At 56.7% G+C, this 19,853-nt stretch carries 13 protein-coding genes and 1 pseudogene; 12 read left to right on the top strand and 2 right to left on the bottom strand.

The genetic code is table 11. The features are described 5' to 3' along the window. Positions 1-12 precede the first annotated feature (12 nt). Positions 13-528, top strand: coding sequence for an A24 family peptidase (locus tag GQY55_RS15375; RefSeq protein ID WP_160042745.1), 516 nt, complete (start codon positions 13-15; stop codon positions 526-528). A gap of 57 nt (positions 529-585) precedes the next feature. Beyond that, the gene (locus GQY55_RS15370) at positions 586-2,580 is read left to right on the top strand and encodes a DUF6382 domain-containing protein (RefSeq protein WP_160042744.1); all 1,995 of its coding nucleotides are present in this window, start codon (positions 586-588) and stop codon (positions 2,578-2,580) included. Here the strand turns inward: GQY55_RS15370 and GQY55_RS15365 are convergent. Both GQY55_RS15365 and GQY55_RS15360 read right to left on the bottom strand, forming a co-directional pair. Beyond that, positions 2,577-3,471 (bottom strand): annotated as a pseudogene (locus tag GQY55_RS15365) (TIGR01777 family oxidoreductase). The gene GQY55_RS15370 and the pseudogene GQY55_RS15365 overlap by 4 nt on opposite strands. A 165-nt stretch (positions 3,472-3,636) precedes the next feature. Continuing rightward, positions 3,637-4,107: a DUF2621 family protein gene (locus GQY55_RS15360; protein WP_160042743.1), complete on the bottom strand. Its 471-nt coding sequence runs from the start codon at positions 4,105-4,107 to the stop codon at positions 3,637-3,639. Between the two features lie 122 nt (positions 4,108-4,229). Here GQY55_RS15360 and GQY55_RS15355 point away from each other — a divergent pair, with 122 nt between their 5' ends. The 10 genes from GQY55_RS15355 to GQY55_RS15310 all read left to right on the top strand — a co-directional run bounded on the left by GQY55_RS15355 (position 4,230) and on the right by GQY55_RS15310 (position 19,735). Continuing rightward, entirely contained in the window at positions 4,230-5,351 is a 1,122-nt protein-coding gene (locus GQY55_RS15355; protein WP_160042742.1) for a deoxyribonuclease IV, read from the top strand. Between the two features lie 48 nt (positions 5,352-5,399). After that, positions 5,400-6,302: a formyltetrahydrofolate deformylase gene (gene purU, locus GQY55_RS15350; protein WP_160042741.1), complete on the top strand. Its 903-nt coding sequence runs from the start codon at positions 5,400-5,402 to the stop codon at positions 6,300-6,302. A 385-nt stretch (positions 6,303-6,687) separates the two neighbouring features. Then, entirely contained in the window at positions 6,688-9,099 is a 2,412-nt protein-coding gene (locus tag GQY55_RS15345) for a DUF7408 domain-containing protein (protein ID WP_160042740.1), read from the top strand. Beyond that, positions 9,096-10,025: an ABC transporter ATP-binding protein gene (locus GQY55_RS15340; RefSeq protein WP_160042739.1), complete on the top strand. Its 930-nt coding sequence runs from the start codon at positions 9,096-9,098 to the stop codon at positions 10,023-10,025. Before GQY55_RS15345 ends, GQY55_RS15340 begins: the two co-directional genes overlap by 4 nt. Beyond that, complete coding sequence (locus GQY55_RS15335; protein WP_160042738.1) at positions 10,022-10,966, top strand: ABC transporter permease; 945 nt, start codon at positions 10,022-10,024, stop codon at positions 10,964-10,966. Before GQY55_RS15340 ends, GQY55_RS15335 begins: the two co-directional genes overlap by 4 nt. Positions 10,967-11,056: 90 nt before the next feature. Continuing rightward, entirely contained in the window at positions 11,057-12,721 is a 1,665-nt protein-coding gene (locus GQY55_RS31815; RefSeq protein ID WP_160042737.1) for a phage tail tape measure protein, read from the top strand. A 177-nt stretch (positions 12,722-12,898) separates the two neighbouring features. After that, positions 12,899-13,888: an AAA family ATPase gene (locus GQY55_RS15325; protein ID WP_160042736.1), complete on the top strand. Its 990-nt coding sequence runs from the start codon at positions 12,899-12,901 to the stop codon at positions 13,886-13,888. Continuing rightward, a complete protein-coding gene (locus GQY55_RS15320; protein ID WP_160042735.1) occupies positions 13,885-14,820 on the top strand; it encodes a DUF58 domain-containing protein in 936 nt (311 codons plus the stop codon). Before GQY55_RS15325 ends, GQY55_RS15320 begins: the two co-directional genes overlap by 4 nt. A 36-nt stretch (positions 14,821-14,856) precedes the next feature. Next, positions 14,857-16,833, top strand: coding sequence for a vWA domain-containing protein (locus GQY55_RS15315; RefSeq protein WP_160042734.1), 1,977 nt, complete (start codon positions 14,857-14,859; stop codon positions 16,831-16,833). Continuing rightward, positions 16,817-19,735 (top strand): VWA domain-containing protein, encoded by a 2,919-nt coding sequence (locus GQY55_RS15310; protein ID WP_160042733.1) that lies wholly within the window; start codon positions 16,817-16,819, stop codon positions 19,733-19,735. The genes GQY55_RS15315 and GQY55_RS15310 overlap by 17 nt, the downstream gene beginning before the upstream one ends. The last annotated feature ends 118 nt before the right edge of the window (positions 19,736-19,853 follow it).

Below are 19,853 nucleotides of genomic sequence, written 5' to 3'. Positions count from 1 at the left end.
GAATGCTCAAACATGGTAGATTTTGCAATCTGGGGCTGTGCGATGATCGTCATCGCGGCGTTTGTCACGGATATCCGCACGATGAAAATTCCGAATTGGCTGACCGTATCGGCAATGCTTGGCGGTATCCTGTTTCATACGGCAGCGGATGGACTGCAAGGACTGTTGTTTTCGATCAAAGGTTTGGCGGCGGGATTTATTCTACTGCTTCTCATGCATCTGATCGGAGCGGTCGGAGCGGGAGACGTCAAGTTTTTCGGCGGGGTTGGCGCGTGGCTGGGGCTGCTTCTAACCGTCCAGTGCATCGTCTATTCCGTTCTTTGCGCCGGGGTCATCGGCTTCCTGATTTTATTGTGGAGACGGGAGACGATGCAAAGAATGCGGAACGTGTTACGAAATTTGGCCGGATTTTTTATATTGAAAAGTTTCCGTTCTCTAACGGCAGGCAAAGAGCAGCAGCTCCGATTTCCCTTTATGATAGCCGTCCTTCCCGGCTATGCGATCGCCTGCATGTATTCCATCGGCTAGAGGTGAACTGAAATGATGGGTTTATCGCGTGATTTTATGCAACAAGGGGGCACTTATATGGTGCTGTCCGACCGCGCCGGCATCCGTTCGGACGAACTGGGCAAGGTAGAGGCGTCGATGATCGCTGCTTCGCGGATTCCGCGCTTTTTGCCCCTTCATGTAAAAGAAGTCGACCTTCAGGTCACGCTGTGGTATGACATCACCGAAAAGAAGATGCTCTCCCATATGCTGAGAAGCGAAAAGATCAACATGACGGAATATTACGGTTTGCTGCTGCAGGTGGCCGAAGCGCTGGAGGAAAGCGCGATGTACATGCTGCAGCCGCTTAAATACGTGTTGGATGAAGACTACATTTTCGTGGACGGGTCGCTGCAAGAAGGGACGTTATATCTGACCTATATTCCTTTAAAGCGGACGGAAGGCTTGAAGCCGATCAAGGAGGGCTTAAAAGAACTGGTTACCCGGTTTATGGCTTCCGTCACCGAACTGAGCGGCAGCGGCGTGCAGCAGCTGCTGCAGTTTACGGCATCCGAGGATTTTACACCGGGAGGTTTCAAAAAGCTGCTGCTTGGCCTTTTATCCGGGGAAGGCGATCAAGCTTCCGGCGGCGGAAGCGAAAGTGTCGCGACGTCCGGACAGCGGGATTATCGGATTCAAGAACCTTTCCGCAGGGAAGACGCGGGCCGTTTGGGGAGGGAGGAACATTTGGCGCCGAGCATGGGGTCTCTTTCGCGGCCGCAGTCGGGTGCCGTTTCCCGTCTGCAGGAAAAGCAGGCCAGGCCGTTGCAGGCCGTTGAGCCCCGCAGGGAACGCACCGAAGCTTCGGCTGCAAGAAACACCGTTGGCAGCGGGGCTCCTCCTGCCGGAGAATCTTACTTGCCAAGGCTCCATGATCAAGGCCGGAACGACGATACGTACCCTGACTTCCTGAAAAGCTGGGGCCGTAAAGATCAAGAAGCGGAGGTAGAGAAAGAGGACGATGAGGAGAAAGCAAAGTCGGCATCGGCCCGCAAAACGTACATTGCGCTTGGTTGTTTGCTTGGCGCGGCGATTGCGTGGCGAATGATTTACATGGCGGATCCGGGTAAAGGGACGCTGATTCTATGCGCTTCGCTTACGGTGATCTTGGGGATCGTTGCAGCCATGAGCTGGATGGGCAAGCTCTTTGCCCCAAAACAGGCGGAGGCGGATTCCGTTCCGTTCGAGGCACTGCCTGATTTCGGTTCGGTTGAGCTCTCCGCGAAACCTCGTCAGGGACGTTCCCGTTTTGAGGTGGAGCAATTTACCGGATTTTTGAGAACCGGGAGAAAAAACAGGGAGAAAGGTTTGGGAAAACCGGAGGAAGATCCCGAACCGGAATGGAAATGGAAGTTTCCTTCGCAGGATGCCGCCGATAAGAACGATAACGGTATACGCCACTTCGGAGCAAGAGACGTTTCCGAACAAACGGGGAGCCGCGGCGAGCCGGGCCTGAGCCGTGGTGAGCGGAACCTGCGCCATGAAGAGCCGGGCCTGAGCCGTGGTGAGCCGAACTTGCGCCATGAAGAGCCGGCCCTGCGCCGTGGCGAACGAAACCACTCGCAAGAACCGGATGTTCTTTCATATCCGGATACGGACGAGCGGGAGTATTACGGCCGAATTGGGCTAAAAACGGAAATCCTGCAGCCGGGAGGCGGAGCGACCGTCCTGTTAAACCCGCCCCCGGCTTCCGGCGGCGGCCATTCTGTATCCATAGCTGCCCTTCCTTTGGGTTATTTGCTCAGAGAAGGGGAGGGGGGAACAGGCTCCGAACGGATCGAGCTGAAGCAGCAGCATTTCGTTATCGGCCGGTCCGCGGAAGTATCGCAATACGTGGAATCCTCCGTTGGAACATCGCGCGCGCATGTGGAGCTCAGCCGGGGCGATGACGGGACATTCCGGATCAAGGATCTCGGCTCGAAAAACGGGACCCGGCTGAGAGGGGAAGCGATGGTACCTTATAAGGAATATTCGCTTCATGACGGAGACACGTTCGTCATCGTCAAGGGGCATTATACGTTCCGTTCCGCCTAGTGCTCCTTCAAATCCTGAAGGGCCTGCCTCAATGTCGGATACTCGAAACGGAAGCCGTGGGTCAGGAGCTTTTCCGGGATGACCCGCTGTCCCTTCAACAGCATGAGGGAAAGTTCCCCCAGTACGGCCTTCATCATAAACGACGGTACCGGAAACCAATGGGGGCGGCGATAAACTTGGCCGACCGTTTGTCCGAACATGCTGTTGGTAACCGGCTCCGGAGCCGTGGCGTTCACCGGCCCGCTGATATCGGGTTGGGTGATGCAGTATTCGATCAAACGAACGATATCATGAAGATGAATCCAGGGTCACCCACTGCTTGCCGTTGCCGATGCGGCCGCCGAATCCGAGCATATACGGCAGCTTCATCAGCGGAAACGCTCCGCCGCCGTTGCCCAACACGACGCCGGTCCGAAGTTTGATCAGCCGAACGCCCGAAATCTCATCGGCGGCATCCTCCCATTCTTTGACGACGGAGGAGGGGAAATCGACGACATGGGACGGGCTGTCCTCGTCAAAGGTTTCGGTGAGCGAGGTACCGTAAACGGCGACCGCGGATCCTTGAACGACAACCGCCGGTTTCTCGCGCAGCGCTTGAACGAGTTTGGCCACGGCAAGGACGGTGGTCAAACGGGAGTCCATGATGCTCCGTTTGGCTTTTGGCGTCCAGCGCTGATTTAGCGAAGCCCCGGCCAAATTCACGATCGCCCCGGTTCCTTCCAGAAGTTCCGGTTCGGCTTTGATTTGATCCCATGTCAGGCGACGCGCTCCGGTTTGTTCTTCAGGCGCATGGTTTCGGGAAATGACCGTCACGTCATGCCCCCGGCGAAGCAAATGTTCGGTCAGCGCTTGTCCGATAAAGCCCGTACCGCCGCAAATGGCAATGTTCATCGGCGTTATAACCTCCTTGTTTTAACAATCAAATCTCCTAAGTTAAAAAACTCAAAGCAGAGTATGCAAAAGCCCCCAGGCATAGGCTTCAATTGAAGAAATGATGTCGTTTCTTCAAGAAAGATGCTCCTGCCGGAGGGCTTGTTTCGTTTGTATGCTCAGAAGCTACTTTTGCATCAGATGTTCGTAAGGCTTGTAGTCGATCTGGTTTTTGTTGAGAAAAGCGACGAGGAATTTGTTGTCCCTTTTTGGCGTCGCGGAGATATACCCTTTAATGCAATGGTCGCGCGTCACTTCCGAAGCGCCTTCTTCCAAAGCGATTCTGCCGATTTCGGCGGCAATGGAGTGCTTGGCGATATCGCGGAACGGCCCGGGCACGGGCTTGACCAGTTTCTCCAAAAATTCCTTGGACTCGTCCGTCCATAGATGGCGGCTGGACTCAACCCAATGATTTTGCCAATCAAGCTTGGATTTTCCGTCGTTTTTCGGGAGCACCTTCAAAAATTTACGGATCATGAAATATCCGCCGATCATCATCAAGATCAGCAGAATGACGGCCCATAACATGATGGAATCCATAAACATATCGGAAGGCATGGATGAGGACAGCAGCCTCACGCCCCATGAACTGTGCATGTGGTTCACCTCTACACTCATCTTCGATTTTCATTTAACCTTCCTAGAATTATAACGCATTCCTAGATTTATTTCAGCATTCACGCTAAAATAAGGGTTAATTCGATTGAGGGGGATGAATTATGCTAAAAATCGGTTCTCATGTGTCCTTTTCGGACAAGGGACTGTTAAGTGCAACCAACGAAGCCAGCAGCTATGGATCGAGCTCGTTTATGATATATACCGGCGCACCGCAAAATACGCGCCGCAAACCGATTGAATCGATGTATCTGGAGGAAGGCAAGCAGTTGATGAAGGAAAGCGGCTTTGAGGAAATCGTCGTGCACGCGCCTTACATTATCAACCTCGGATCGTACAAGCCGAACACGTTCGAACTTGCGGTCAGCTTCCTTCAGGAGGAAATTCGCCGCACGCATGCCATCGGCGTGAAAAATATCGTTCTCCATCCGGGAGCCTATACCGATAAAGACCCTGAATACGGTATTCAACGGATTGCGGACGGCCTCAATGAGGTGCTGAACGGTACCGATGAAACGGAAGTTCATATCGCTTTGGAAACCATGGCCGGTAAAGGAACGGAAATGGGACGGACCTTCGAGGAAATCGCCAGCATGATCGAGAAGGTTGACAAAAATGACCGTCTCACGATCTGCATGGACACATGCCATATCCACGACGCGGGATACGACATCGTAAACGACTTGGACGGCGTTCTCGAAGAGTTCGACCGCATCATCGGATTGGACCGGATCGGCGTCGTGCATATCAATGACAGCAAAAATCCGCGCGGAGCGGGAAAAGACCGTCACGCCCCGATCGGTTCGGGATGGATCGGTTTCGATACGATCCATTCCGTCGTGCATCACGAGAAACTGGCAGGCAGACCGTTTATTCTCGAAACGCCTTGGATCGGCAAAGACGCCAAAACGCAGCGTCCGATGTATGAAATCGAAATCGCGCTTCTTCGCGGCAACGTCTCCGAACGTTTTGGCGGCGATTTTATGAAACAGGTGGAGGATCTGCACGCGTTTTTCGCGAAACAGGACATCCAGCCGAGCCAATACGTTCTGGACGTATGGTCGCTGCTTAAAAATGACGCCAAAGCGAAAAAAGCCGATTCGCGCGAACCGCTTGAGCGCCTATACGATATGATCGCCGAAGCGAACCTGTTCCCGGACCTGAGCGAGGAGCAAATCAACCAGCGGCTCATCGCCTGCCTTGCCGGCAAAGAAGCGTTGAAATAAAAAGATAAAAAGATAACTATAGTGAGAACGAGGAGGAGCAGAAGCTTCATGGAACTACACGTCAAGAAAAATGCATCCAATACATCACAAGCACATGCCAACCGCGCGCGTATGCTGATTTCCTGTCCGGACGGACCGGGAATCGTAGCGGCCGTTTCCCATTTTCTTCATCAGCACGGGGCGAATATCGTTCAATCCGACCAATATACGATGGACCCGGAAGGCGGCATGTTTTTTATGCGGGTCGAATTCGATCTGCCGGATTTGCAGCAGCGATTGCCTGAGCTTGAAAGAGAATTTGCGGCCATTGCGACGAAATTCAGCATGCAGTGGAACATATTCGATGTGAACCGCAAGAAAAAGCTCGCGATTTTCGTCTCCAAAGAGGACCACTGCCTGGTTGAGCTGCTGTGGCAGTGGCAGGCCGGGGATTTGGACGCCGACATTGCGGTGGTTGTGAGCAATCACCCGGACATGAAAGAATACGTGGAGTCGTTTGGCATACCGTACCATCATATTCCGGTAACGCCCGATACAAAGCAGGAAGCGGAGAAACGTCAGCTGGAGGTCGTCGGCAGCGACATCGACGTTATCATTTTGGCCCGTTATATGCAGATCATTTCTCCGTTCTTTATCGAGCACTATCGTAACCGGATTATCAATATCCACCACTCCTTCCTTCCGGCCTTCGTCGGCGGCAAACCTTATGCCCAAGCCTACGAGCGCGGCGTAAAACTCATCGGAGCGACCGCCCATTACGTCACGGAGGTGCTGGACGGCGGCCCGATCATCGAGCAGGACGTGCAGCGCGTCAGCCACCGCGACGATGTCGGAGAATTGAAGCGGATCGGCCGCACTATCGAGCGCGTCGTATTGGCGAGAGCCGTCAAGTGGCATATCGAAGACCGGATTTTGGTGCATGAAAACAAAACCGTCGTATTTAACGGCTAAATTCGACTTTTCTATATAACGAAACATCAACCCGAACAAACCTGCTTCCGCCCGAAGCAGGTTTTTTTAAAATCATCTCAGCTTGTACCCCTCCTTTTTCAAACACCTTAGAAGCACGAAACGGCATCAAATAAGTCCCGCCTGAGGTTTGCTCCATGCTTTACGGAGAGAGTCAGGAATCGTGACTAACCTCGTCGCTTGAACGTATGGGAACAGAGACCATCCAACATAAATCGAAGCGATTTTTCCCGTCCGGACGAAATTTTTTAGGAAAATTTTAAAAATATTGAAGTGAAATGGCGAAAACAAGCGTCTTTAATATGTGGGGATTTTGTCAAAAAAGATAAACGCATGTTAAAACCATGATGAGAGAGGAGCAGAAATGTTGTCTTCGAACAAATGTGACAAGAAAAGGCGGACAAGGCTGCCTTTATGGGCAATCGCGTTGCTGCTGCTGCTTCCGCTGGTCTCCGGCGCAGGCACGGTGCACGCCGACGACAAGCCGTCCATTGCCTTAAAAAGCGAAGCAGGATACGGGGGGACGATTAAAGAAGGAGCATGGAATCCATTAAAGCTGACGTTGACGAGCAATCGGGACCTGTCGGGGGACATCGTGTTCCAAGTGATGCAGGACCGGTACGGCAACAGCCCGGCGTCTTATGTTCAGCATGTCGAGCTGCCGAAGGATACGGCCAAAGAGATCGTTCTGGCCATTCCGGGGCAGCAGTACGACAAAAACAGCAACCAAATCCTTTTTTATGAGGGATCCGTCAAAAAAGGAAATCTTGTCGGCTTTTCGTCCGGAAAAAGCTATATCACCGGAGCCGGCATGAATCCGACGAACGTCGCCGTCCTGTCCGAGGACCCGGATGCGATGAATTTCCTTGCGCTGCTGCCAAGCGGCAATACGAAAGTGAACGTACTCCATATGAAGCAGCAGGACATGCCAACCGACCCGATGCTGATGGACGGGCTGGACGTGATCGTGTTCAATCGTTTTGCATCCGATTCCCTGACTCCGGCGCAGGTTACCGCGATCGAGCAGTGGGTCAGAACGGAGGGACGGCTGGTGCTTGGGGGCGGTGCGGCATATCCGAAAACGGCTGCTCCTTTTGCCGCCATTTCGCCGGTCGAATATAAAGGCACCTTTAGTGCGGGATCGCTGCCCGAATTGGAAAAGCTGGGGGCTTACAAGCAGGGGAACGCCAAAGGCAGCCCCGGCAAGCTGAATTTGGACGGCAACCTTACGTTGTCCGACGCCCAGCCGGTGAAGGGGGCGACGGTGCTCTATTCAACCGCAGGGAAACCGCTGTTTGCAAGCAGACAAGTCGAAAACGGCAGAGTGTTGTATGCCGCCTACGATGTGGCCCAGGAGCCGATCGCTTCGTGGCCCGGCCATCCGTACGCGTGGTCCGCGCTGCTTGGCAGCGAGCTGCAAAAAAACAACATGAAAGCGATGACCGGAAATTACAATCCGCTGATGAACCTGAGCTATATATTGAACTTTTTCCCTTCTCTTAAAATGCCGTCGTTCAAGGTTCTGGCCTCGCTGATCGTGGTTTACGCCATCGTTGTCGCGCCTTTGCTCTATTGGCTTCTGAAAAAAGCCGACAAACGGGAATGGGCATGGTGGATCATTCCTCTCGTCGCGGTCATTGCCAGCGGTGCGGTATACATGGTCGGCGCGTCGGATAAAACGAAGGAGCTTGCGCACACGCTGAACGTCGTAGAACTGGACGGGAACGGGCTGGGCAAGGTCAAAAGCGCGACCGCGTTTTTTTCCCCGGGCAGCGGCGATTACCGGCTGGAGCTTCCCGCCAACACGTACGTGAAAATCCAGCGCGATGGAGGGACGTTCTCCGGATCGGACGGCAGCCGCAATCTGGTTGAGGTCGGGCCGAAAAGCACCGAAGTCGAGCTGCTTGACATGCCGCAGTGGTCTCTGGCCAAGCTTTGGGTGGAACAGCGCCGCCAAAACGAAGGTTTGGGCCGGCTTGAAGTGAGCTTGTTCATTAACGGCAACGGCAATCTCGACGGGAAAGTAACCAATACGACGTCGACAAGCTTGAAAAACGCCGCTCTCGTTGTAGGGGGCAAGCTGTACCCGTTGGGGGATATGGAGAAAGGGAAAGCCGTTTCCCTGGCGTCGGTCAAAAGCGTCCAAACAGCCCGGAACGGCATGCTCAGCTTCGCGCTGTTCCATGGTTACCCGAACGGAAATGACCGCTATGCCCGGGAGAGAGGCATGGTGGACAATTACCTTCAAGGGTCGGCATGGACTTCCCAAGATGCCTATGTTTTGGGGTTCAACAACGATAAACTGCTTCAATACCGCAGCGACAGCCACGACATCGAAAGCGAACAGCTGAACCTTTGGCTGCAGCCTGTCAACATCAGCTGGATCCAAAACGGCAAAATAAACATCCCGTTCGGGTTCATTGCGCCCGTCGTCAATCAGATCGCCGCGCCGGGCTGGTACGAGGATCCTTCCGGAATCAGCCATATCGAGCAGGGAAGCGTCACGTTCGACTATGACGTGCCGGATTTGAAAAAGATGGCGGACGGCGCAATAAAGCTCCGGAGCAAAAATTTGGGCAAACAAACGGAGTATCATATTTTCAATTACAAAAAGCAGGATTGGGAACTCATGAAATGGGATACCTCCAAACCGTGGGGCGCGGCGAACCCGAACGACCAGTACGCTTCGCAAGGACGGATCCGCCTGAAGCTGACGGCCAAAGCAGCGACGGAACTTATGCTGCCCGAGCTTGCCGTAGAGGGGGCGGTAAAACGATGATCGATATTCAGCATTTAAGCAAACGTTACGGCAACTTCGCCGCTTTGAAAGATATCAATCTGTACATTCCCGAAGGGACCGTGTTCGGGTTCGTCGGCCCCAACGGCGCCGGGAAATCGACGACCATGTCGATTTTGGCGACCCTGATGCTGCCGACGTCCGGCGTGGCCAGGGTGGACGGCTTCGACGTCACCCGGCATCCGAAGGAAGTGCGCAAACGGATCGGGTATATGCCGGATTTCTTCGGCGTATACGATCAGCTCAAAACGACGGAATATTTGCATTTTTACGGAGCGAGCTATAACATTCCACGCGCCGAGCGCGAAAAGCTCATTCCCCAGCTGCTGGAGCTGGTGAACTTGAGCGACAAACACGATGTCTATGTCGACAGCCTTTCGCGGGGGATGAAACAACGTCTATGCCTCGCGCGATGTCTGATCCATGACCCCAAGGTGCTGATTTTGGATGAACCGGCTTCCGGTCTCGACCCGCGGGCCAGAATCGAAATGCGCGAAATTTTGAAAGAACTGAAGCAGATGGGCAAAACGATCATCATTTCCTCGCATATTTTGCCGGAGCTGGCGGAAATGGTGGATGAGATCGGTGTCATCGAGCATGGGGAAATGGTGGCGCAGGGCAGGGTCGCCGACATTCAAGCGCGCCTCCGCGTCAAAAAAGTGCTTCACGTCCGCGTCATGGAGCGCCAGGAGGAGCTGGCCGCGCGTCTGCAGGACGAGGCTCTCGTTTCTGCGGTGCTCTCCGACAATACCGGTATCCACGTTCATTATGGCGGCGGGGATTCTGAACAGGCGCAGCTGCTGCAGCGCATCCTGTCCTGGGGATATGCCGTCATCTCCTTCCATGAAGCGCAAACCAACCTGGAGGACGTATTCCTCGAGATTACGAAAGGAGGGCCTGCCGAATGAACTGGAGCCGCAAATGGATCAATCCGGTGCTCGACAAGGAATTCCGCCTGCGCATGCGGACCCCGAGGTCGGCGATTTCCCTGCTCGCATACGTTTTGGTGCTTGGGGTGATCGCGCTTGGTTACATTTACGTTTCGCTTTATCTTGGCAATCAGGGGAACCAGCCTTTTAATTCGGGCGCCGGCCGCATGATGTTCTACGTGCTGAGCTTTACCCAGCTGGTCTTGATCGCGTTTATGGCCCCGGCGCTTACGGCCGGCGTGATCAGCGGGGAACGGGAAAAGCAAACGCTGAGCATGCTGCTGACGACGCAGCAAAGCTCATCCACGATCATCCTGAGCAAGCTGTTTTCCTCCTTAAGCTTTATGACGCTTATTATCCTGGCGACCATGCCGATTTACAGCATCGTGTTCCTGTACGGCGGCATTTCGCTGAAACAGATGCTTTTCATCTTTTTGTTTTATCTGTTTATTATGCTGCTGTTGGGTTCGCTTGGGGTGCTGTTTTCAACCTTGTTCAAGCGTACGATGATTTCCGTCATCGTCACTTACGGCGTCGGTTTGTGCATTTTTCTGCTGACGGGGCTGCTTTATTTGTTCGTGATGAGCATCGTGCAGCGCAGCTATTATTCGATGCCGTCGCCGGCAACGGGGCCGACGTATTCCTTTGTCGGCTACATTCTCGGGCTGAATCCGGCGGGGGCGCTGGTCAGTTTGTTCGACCCCGGCTTTTCGAAGGGGGCATTCCTCGTTCGGAACGGCAACCTGAACGCCGACGCGCCGATCCAGCTGTGGCAGGAATTTTTGCTGGTGTACAGCGTGGTCATCATCGGTTCGTTATGGATCAGCATCCGCAAAATTCGTCCGGTGGCAAGACGGAAGCATAAAAATCAGGAATACAAGGCTCCATCCGTCGAAACGGGCGCGAGCGATCCTTCTTAAAGATTCGATAGGAGCTTTCAGGCAAGGGCTGGCGGACAGGAAGGCCTCGTGCCGTCCTCGCCAAGCCCGGCAAGAAAGGAGGGAAACGGAATGGACGCCATTCGGAACGCCATCGGAAAAGCGAAATATCGGCTGCAGCAGTTTCGGTTATTGCGCTCCGCATTGTACGGGAGCGCCGCAGGTTTCGGGTGCGCGATGCTGGTTTTATTGGCGGCGCGTTTATGGCCGGTTCCATCGTACCGTTTGCTGGCGCTGGCGGCCGTGATCGCCGGCCTGGCCGCCGGGATGGCGTGGGGGCTTGCGCATCGCGTAAAAGACCATGAAGCCGCGCAGGCCATGGATGAGGCGACGGGCGGAGCCGAGCGGACCGACATGATGGTCACGGCGCTTGCTTTTTCCGGTTCCGACGCTCCGGCGGCCGTTTGGCAGCGCAAGCAGGCGGAAGCATACGGGGAACGATTCGTCGCCGAGCTGAAGAACAGGCTGCCGCATCCGAGCTATAAAAAAATGATGATTGCCGCCAGCCTGCTGTTCATCGGGGTGATCGTACTTGCGCTGATTCCCAGCCCGATGGATGCCAAGCTCGCCGAAGCCGCCCGCCAAAAAGAGTGGGTTCAGGACCAGAAAAACAAAACGGAAAAGCTCGTGCAGCAGCTTGAGACGCAAAAACTCGACCCTTCCGCGAAAAAACCGCTGACAGACAGCCTTCAAGCGCTGCAAAAAAAGCTGGAACGGCAAAAGGATCCGGAACAAGCGCTGGCCGAGCTTGAAAAAACGATGAAGGAAATGGAAAAAACGGCGGCCAAGCAGGAAGCGGCCGTGCGGAACGTGAAGGAGCTCGGGAAAAGGATGCAAAACGATCCGAGGATGTCCTCCCTGGGCAAAAGCCTTGCGGAAGGACAGACGGAGGATTTAAAGAAGTCGATGGAGCAATTCAAGCGGGAGGTTGCGCGGCTTTCGAAGGAGCAAAAAGAACAGCTGCGGGAGGCGCTGAGCAAATTGGCCGAAGAAGCGGATAAAAATCCGGACACCAAAGCGCTGAAAGACGCTTTGAAAAAGACCGAAAAGGCGCTTGCCGAAGGAACGAAAGACAAGGAGGCGGAGGAGGCGCTGAACGATCTGGAGGAGGCGCTTGCCAAGGCTCTGGAGGCCCGTGCATTAGCCGCGAGCCAATCGGCCGCAGCTTCCAGCCTGAGCTCGCAGCTGGCTTCGCAAGGGCTGGGTCTGGCTTCGCAAATGACCGCCTCCGGCATGCAGGTGTCGGATGCCTGGGCAAGCGGAGGCAGCGCCGAAGAGCTGGCTTGGGCTGAGGGGGACGAAGGCGATGCGGAAGACGGCGCCCAGGCCTCCCCGGGAAGCAGCGGAGCGCAGGGCTCCGGGCAAGGAAACGGTTCCGGCAGCGGGATGGGAAGCGGCGCCGGGGCGGGAACCGGCACAGGCACCGGCAGCGGCTCGGGTATGGGGCAAGGCTCCGGAGCGGGACTTGGCGCCGGTGGGCAAAACTTCGTCAAAACGCCGCGCAAGTTCGCGGGCAGCGGCAACAAACAAAACGACAAAGGGCCGCTGCAAGGCCAGGGCGGAACGATCCAGAAAGGCGGCGTAGCGCCGGCCGTGGATGGAGCGAGCCGTCCGTACGAGGAAGTCTATAAGGAATACGAATCCGAAGCCAAAAAATCGCTCGGGCGGCAGGAGCTGCCGCAGCAGATGCAGAGCCTCGTCGAAAGTTATTTTACGGGGATTAACCCGAATCCATAACGCTAGTTCATATAGCTATAGGCTATTGTCCGGAATATTTCGATCAAGCGATGCAGCGGTAAGGCAAGCCTTTTGCCGCGTTCAAACATGCGGATGCCGCCTGAAAGCGTTAAAAGCGGCCATCCGCGGCATGACCATGTTGGTCCGAGAAGGGAACAACGGGAAGGAGCATGAAGAATGCAGGAAACTATCATCCAGCCTGAGGCCTGGAAAGAAACGATTGCGCGGGTACGCGGCCAAATCGGCGAAGTCATCGTCGGACAGCAGGAGGTCGTCGAACAAATGCTTTGGTGCATTTTTGCGGGCGGTCATGCGCTGCTGGAAGGAATTCCGGGACTCGGGAAAACGATGCTTGTCCGCACCATTGCCGACACGCTGGAGCTGTCCTTCTCCCGCATTCAGTTTACGCCCGACTTGATGCCGAGCGACATTACGGGGACCCAGATTCTGTCGTTCGGCAAGCAAGGCGAGACGGGCATGACGTTTCAGCGCGGGCCGTTGTTCAGCAGCATCGTGCTGGCGGACGAAATCAACCGCGCTACGCCCAAGACGCAAAGCGCGCTGCTGGAGGCGATGCAGGAAAAAACGGTGACGGTCGGCAGCGAGACGCATCGTTTGCCCAATCCCTTTTTCGTCCTGGCGACGCAAAACCCGCTCGAAAACGAGGGAACCTACCCGCTGCCGGAAGCGCAGCTGGACCGTTTTCTCCTCAAAATCCTCGTGCCTTATCCAAGCGCCGACGAGCTGAAGGAAATCGTGAAACGGACAACCTCCAATCAGGCGCCGTCGATCGCGAAGCAGGCCGGACCGGAGGAGCTTCTGGAGATTCAGCATGGGGCGCGCGAAGTCCTGGTTGCGGACGAGGTGCTGGATTATGCCGCCAGACTGCTCATGATGTCGCATCCGGAAGAGGCTTCCGCGCCGGAAGGCGTAAAAAAATACGTGCGTTTCGGCTCCGGGCCGCGCGGGATTCAGTCGATCATATCGACCGGCAAAGTGCGGGCGGTTTGTCAGGGAAGAATGCATTTGGCGCAAAGCGACATTAACGCGGTAGCCGTGCCTGCGCTGCGGCACCGGATCTTTTTGAATTTCGAGGGACAGGCGCTCGGCGTCACGACCGATCAGATCATCGGGGAGATGCTGCAGGCGCTCGGAGGGCGGCCATGACCGGCACCCATCTGCTGCCTTCGGACTGGATGGCGCGCCTTGAAAGGCTTACGCTCGGTTCCGGCAGGAGAGTGGCGGGCACGCTTCAAGGCAAACGGCGTTCCAGCCGGCTTGGTTCTTCCCTGGAATTTGCCGATTACCGTTCTTATACGCCCGGCGACGACATCCGCCGTTTTGACTGGGGCGTCTATTCCCGGACCGGAAAACCGTTTGTGCGGCAGTTTATGGACGAACAGGAGCTGATGGTGAGCCTTTACGTGGATTGTTCGGCTTCGATGGACTTTGGCGGCGCGTTCGGATCGGACGGGAATCCGAGCCGCAAGGCGGGAGAAAACAAGCTGCTTTTTGCGAAACGGCTTGCAGCCAGCATCGGTTACATTGCGCTTTGTTCATACGAGCGGGTGGCGGTCAGCTGCTACAGCGACGGGCTGGACGGCCGTTTGCCCATTTTGCGGGGAAAAGGAGCGGCCTTGCGGATGTTTCAATTTTTACAGGACATGCCTTCGGGCGGGGAAGGCAGCCTTGCGGCTGCGCTCGCTCAACCCGGGGCGATGCCGCGGCTGAAAGGAATGACCTGGATTTTTTCCGACTTTTGGCTTGCCGAAGGCGCCGAACAGGCCGGAAACGCGCTTTCCCGCCTGGCTAGCGCCGGTCAGGAAGTTGTTTTGGTGCACGTGCTTTCGCCGGAGGAAATCGATCCGGAGCTTAGCGGCGATTTGCGGCTTGTGGACAGCGAGCTGAACACCGGCAAGGAGGTTGCGATCACCGGCCGCGTGCTTGAACGTTACCGTGAGGAGCTGGAGCTGTACCGGAACGAGCTTCATAAAATCGCCTCGGAGCGCGGCATTTCCTATGCGGCGGTTTCCAGCGGCATGACGCTGCAGGAAGCGGTGTTCGGCGTATTTGCGGGCTCGGGTTTGGTACAGGCATAACCGGCCTTAAATCATAATGGGGGAGGAGGAATCCGAGTGGGGATCGGTTCATGGCTTGGCCTTTGGTTCGGTCTGAGTATACCGGCGATTTTGGCGATGTATTTGCTGAAACGCAAGTTTATCGACACCAAAGTGCCAAGCCATCTGTTGTGGCAGCGGGTCATGAAGAACCTGGAGGCCAACCGGCCTTGGCAAAAGCTGCAAAACAGGCTCCTTCTTTGGCTTCAGCTGCTTGTCGCGGCCGTGCTTGTTTTTGCGCTGATGAAACCTTACTGGTGGGCGCCGGACGGCGGGAAAGGGCATGTCGTGCTGGTTGCGGATACGTCGGGAAGCATGGGCGCAACCCTAAGCATTGGACACGGAGAAACCGCCGAGGAAAGTCTCGGGCAGATGAAGCGAATGATAAAGGATTATTTGCGGCAGGAAGCAAAGGACAGCGATATTACGCTGCTTAGCATGAATGCGGAGCCGAACGTGGTTATTTCCCGGGAAAAAGATCGCAGCCGCGCCCTGGAAGCCGTCGATTCGCTCCAGGTCTATTACGGCAGGGCCGCCTACGACGAAACGCTGTCCCTTGCTTCGGCTTTGACCCGTGACGAGACGGACGCCGAGGTCGTCGTGTTCACCGACGGGCAGTGGAGAGGCAATCCGGATTCGATTCCGTTTCGCGTTCCGGTGAAGGTCATGAAAACGGACGCACATACAGGCTCGAACCTTGCGCTGCAGCAATTCGGCGTCAAAGACGGAGCGGACGGGAGGACGGCGGTGGCCGTGGTGAACAACAGCGGCGGCGCCGCGAAAGAGGCGAACGTCAATATGTACGGCGACGGCAAGCTGCTGCAAACGGAAACCGCCCGAATGAAACCGGGAGAAACCGTTACGCTTACGTTCCGGAATGTTCCGGATGCGGAGGTATATCGGGCCGAGCTTGAGGGCCAGGACGATTACGCCGCCGACAATGAAGCGTACGCGTTTTTGCAGCGAAACGAATCGCCGCGGATTTTGCTGTTGACCCGGGGGAACCTGTTTCTGGAAAAAGCCCTGCAGTTGACGGGCGCCGAAGTGGTCAAAATGACGTTGACCGGGAAAGAAGGCGAGGCATCCGGTTCCGGTGAACCCGGCACGGCCGCCGCAGCCGTTCCCGAAAACGCGCCTGACCTGATCGTCATTGACGGGCAGACGCCTTCTTTTGCGGCCCAGGGAGACTGGCAGAAACTGATCGACCGCACGCCGGTGTGGACGGTTGGAGGCAGTGACGGCAAAATGGACGTAAGCGGCGGCCAGCCGAAGCTTGAAAATCATCCGGTAAACCGGTACGCGAGCTATAACGGGGTGTATATCGGCAGCCTCTTAAACCGTCCGCTCCCGGATTGGGCGACCCCGATCGTCAGCATCGACGGCCATCCCGCGGTTATCGCGGGAACCGCCAACGGGCAGCCGCGCTTATCGTTTTTGTTCGATTTGGAGGACACGGATTTTCCGCTGTCGGCCGAATTCCCGATCGTGGTTCATGAGGCGGTATCCTGGCTGACGGGGGGCGGCGGCAAAAATCTGGGACGCCACACGGCGGGGACAAGGGTGGAAATCCCGATCGCTGCCGATACCGTTTCAGCCCGATGGATTGCCAAAGACGGCTTAGCCCAAAAGCTGAAGGTTCCGGAAATCAAGGCCGAAACCGGCGAAAAAGGAATCAACGCGCTGCAGCAAATGCCTACGGTTCCCGGGTTGTACGTATTCGAGCAGCAGAACCGGGAAGGGCAAACGACCGGGTATTTCGCCGAATCTTCGGCGGATCCTTTTGAAGCGAAGCGGGGCGAACCGAATGCGAAGCTTGCCGCCATCGGCCAGGCCGCGGACGAAAACGGCACGGCCGCAAGCAGGGCGGTTGAAGCGGCAGCCGCCAACAACGGCGGGGAGCGGCGCCAGCTGCCGCTCATGACGCTGCTTTCGTGCCTGGCCCTGCTCATCATTCTCGTGGAATGGGGGGTGTACCAGCGTGGGCGTTCAATTTAACCATCCTTGGCTGCTGCTTCTGCTTATTCCGCTCGCGGCGTTTATGCTGTACGCCTACAAATCGGACTTCCGGCTGTCGGGGGCGCGAAAAACCGGAGCCGTGACGTTCCGCTCCGTCATTCTTCTGCTGCTGGTGCTGGCGCTCTCCGGCTTGCAGTCTTATACGGTTCTTGAACAAAAAAAGGTCGTGTACGTCGTGGACCGGTCCGCAAGCATGCCGGAAGCCGGCCAGGCGGAAGACTGGATGCAGAAATCGGCGGGAGCAAAAAAAGAAAAAGACGCCGTCGGCGTCGTATCTTCGTCGTTGCAGGCATCCTATGAGCAGAAGCTGCTGAACCGGCTGCCGGATCCTTTCCGGCTCAACGCCGCCGGAAACCCGGATTTCACCAATCTGGAATCCGGCCTTATGCTGGCCGGGAACCTGCTGGACGGCCGTTCCGATTCCAGGATCGTGCTGATCAGCGACGGCAAGGAAAACGTCGGCAGCATGCTGGCTGCCGGAAGGATGTTGAAGGACCGGGGGATTCCCGTCGACGTTTTGCCTTCGCCTTCCAGGCAAATCAAGGATGTATCGGTCGAAGAAGTAATCGTGCCCCATAAGCTGTATCAAGCCGAATCTTTTTCGATCGAAGTGCTCGTGCGGAGCACCTACAAAGGTCGCGGTGAACTGAGGCTTTATGAAGACAGCCGGGAAATCGGAAGGGAAACGGTCGACATCGCCGCAGGCGAAAACCGGTTTGCCGTCAAAGCGCTCGCGAAAAAGACCGGACTGCACCGGTACCGGGCGGAAATTTTCATGAACGGCGACAGCCAGTCGGCGAACAATGCCGGTTATGCGTTTACCCGCGTGGACGGCCCGCCGAAGGTGCTCATCGTCGAAGGGAAAAAGGGGACCTCGGGGAATATTGCCGCCGCCCTGTCATCGGGGCTTGTGCAGTATGAAATCATGCCGAGTCCTGCGCTGCTCCCTAGCGAGCTGGCGAAATATGCCGCGTACGATTCGATCGTGTTCAACAACGTATCCGGAGACCAGGTCGGGGAACGCCGGATGGAGATGATCGAGCAAGCGGTAAAAAGCTACGGCATTGGCTTTATGATGGTCGGCGGCGAGGAATCCTTCGGCATGGGCGGTTATTTCAAAACGCCGATCGAACGGGCTTTGCCCGTTTCGATGGAGCTGGAAGGGAAAAGGCAGATCCCGTCGCTGGGGCTGATCCTCGTCATCGACCGCTCGGGCAGCATGTCCGGCGACAAAATGGAGATGGCCAAGGAAGCCGCGATCCGCACCGTGGAAATGTTACGGTCCAAAGACACCGTAGGCGTGTTGGCTTTCGACACCAATAATTGGTGGGTCGTTCCCCCGATGCGGCTCGATAATAAAAAGCAGGAAGTGATCGATGAAATCCAATCGATCCAAAGCGACGGGGGAACGGATATTTACCCCGCCGCCGCCTCTGCCGTGGAGGAAATGCTGAAGATCCAGGCCCAGCGCAAGCATATCATCCTGATGACGGACGGGCAGTCCGCCGGAAACGGCGGATACGGGCCTTTGCTGGATCAAATGAACGACGCCAAAATTACGATGTCCACGGTAGCCGTCGGCGGCGACGCGGACGTGAATCTGCTTCAGACGCTTGCGGAAGGGGCTAAGGGACGTTTTTACATGGCGCAGGACGAAACGACGATTCCGGCGATTTTCAGCCGCGAAGCGGCCATGATCTCGAAATCGTACATCGTGGACAAGCCTTTTGTGCCGGCCATGCAGGAGCCGGGCGACTGGAGAAAGCTCTTCGAGGGCGGAGTACCGCAAATTTACGGCTACGTGGCGACGACGCCCAAGCCTTCGGCGCAGACCGTGCTTGCAAGCCCCGAACCGGACCCGCTGCTTGCCCGCTGGCAATACGGCTCGGGCCGCACGGTTGCCTGGACAAGCGACATGATGGGGAAATGGTCGAAGGATTGGGTGGCGTGGCCCGCCTTTTCCAACGTGCTGACGCAAATGGTGAAATGGACCTTCCCGCAGTTTTCCGCTTCGCCATATGATGTGAAGACCCAAGTGGAGGGCAACAAGGTCCGCTTTGAAGTCAGCGCCGTGGCCGGAACCGGACCGGAGCAGCTGCAGGCGATGGTGACGGGCGACCAGCTTCAGCCGGTGAAAACCGATCTGGTTCAGGAATCGCCGGGAACCTACAGCGGGGAAATGACGGTGGATCAGCCGGGCTCCTTCCTGCTGACGCTGGAAGACGGCGGCGGAAAAAGCGTCGCCATGCCGACCGGCCTGATCGTTCCGTATTCTCCCGAATACCGGATCGAAACAGGCGACGCGGACCAGGAGCTGAAGCGTCTCGCCGAAATGACCGGCGGGCGCGTGCTGTCCTGGGATCGGCCGGAGGAGCTGTTTGCCGCTGCTCCTCGCCCGAGCCGGCAGCTGCATGACCTCGGCCATGCGCTGCTTGCGGCGGCCCTGATTCTATGGGTCGCCGACATCGCCGTGCGCCGCCTGGCCCTCCCATGGGGCCGGCTCGGCGCACTCTTGGCCGCCGCGCTGCGCAGGCGGCCGCAGCCGGCCGGCGGGGCGGAGGCCCCGGACGCCGGCCTAGGCAGGCTTGCCGCGCGTAAGCAGCGCGCGGCGGCCTTTTACGGCGGCGGCTCCGCCGCGCCGCCGCCCGAACCGGCGCAGCCGCAGGCACGCGCCGGGAAACCCGAAGCCGGAGCGGAGCGTCCGGCTTCGGAAGCCCGCCCCGCGGCGCAGAGCCATGCCGGCGCGCGCGGGCGGAAAGCGGCCCGGCCGCCTGCGGCGGGGCCGGGCAAACCGGCGGCGGCCGAACCGAAGCCGCCGCAGGATGAGCGGTCCGCAGCGATGGACCGCCTGCTGGCCGCGCGCAAACGCAATCCGCGTTAGCTAAGCGCCGCCAAAAAGGCAAAGCTAAGGGCGTAAGCGCTCTTGCCCAACTGAAAGCCGGCAGCGCTTATACCCAGTTAAGGCGACGTCCAATCGGACAAAAGTTGACTTGAGGTAT

The sequence above is a fragment of the Paenibacillus sp. USDA918EY genome, assembly GCF_009870825.1.
Taxonomy (GTDB): Bacteria; Bacillota; Bacilli; order Paenibacillales; family Paenibacillaceae; genus Paenibacillus_AQ; species Paenibacillus_AQ albilobatus.
Note: the sequence above shows the minus strand (reverse complement) of the source record. Positions and strands in the feature narration are given on the sequence as shown.

Excerpts from the sequence above, each read along its gene's own strand:
- GQY55_RS15335 (WP_160042738.1), top strand. The coding sequence starts at position 10,022 with ATGAACTGGAGCCGCAAATGGATCAATCCGGTGCTCGACAAGGAATTC.
- purU (WP_160042741.1), top strand. The coding sequence starts at position 5,400 with ATGGAACTACACGTCAAGAAAAATGCATCCAATACATCACAAGCACAT.
- GQY55_RS15320 (WP_160042735.1), top strand. The coding sequence starts at position 13,885 with ATGACCGGCACCCATCTGCTGCCTTCGGACTGGATGGCGCGCCTTGAA.
- GQY55_RS31815 (WP_160042737.1), top strand. The coding sequence starts at position 11,057 with ATGGACGCCATTCGGAACGCCATCGGAAAAGCGAAATATCGGCTGCAG.
- GQY55_RS15325 (WP_160042736.1), top strand. The coding sequence starts at position 12,899 with ATGCAGGAAACTATCATCCAGCCTGAGGCCTGGAAAGAAACGATTGCG.
- GQY55_RS15355 (WP_160042742.1), top strand. The coding sequence starts at position 4,230 with ATGCTAAAAATCGGTTCTCATGTGTCCTTTTCGGACAAGGGACTGTTA.
- GQY55_RS15340 (WP_160042739.1), top strand. The coding sequence starts at position 9,096 with ATGATCGATATTCAGCATTTAAGCAAACGTTACGGCAACTTCGCCGCT.
- GQY55_RS15375 (WP_160042745.1), top strand. The coding sequence starts at position 13 with ATGGTAGATTTTGCAATCTGGGGCTGTGCGATGATCGTCATCGCGGCG.
- GQY55_RS15370 (WP_160042744.1), top strand. The coding sequence starts at position 586 with ATGGTGCTGTCCGACCGCGCCGGCATCCGTTCGGACGAACTGGGCAAG.
- GQY55_RS15360 (WP_160042743.1), bottom strand. The coding sequence starts at position 4,107 with ATGCACAGTTCATGGGGCGTGAGGCTGCTGTCCTCATCCATGCCTTCC.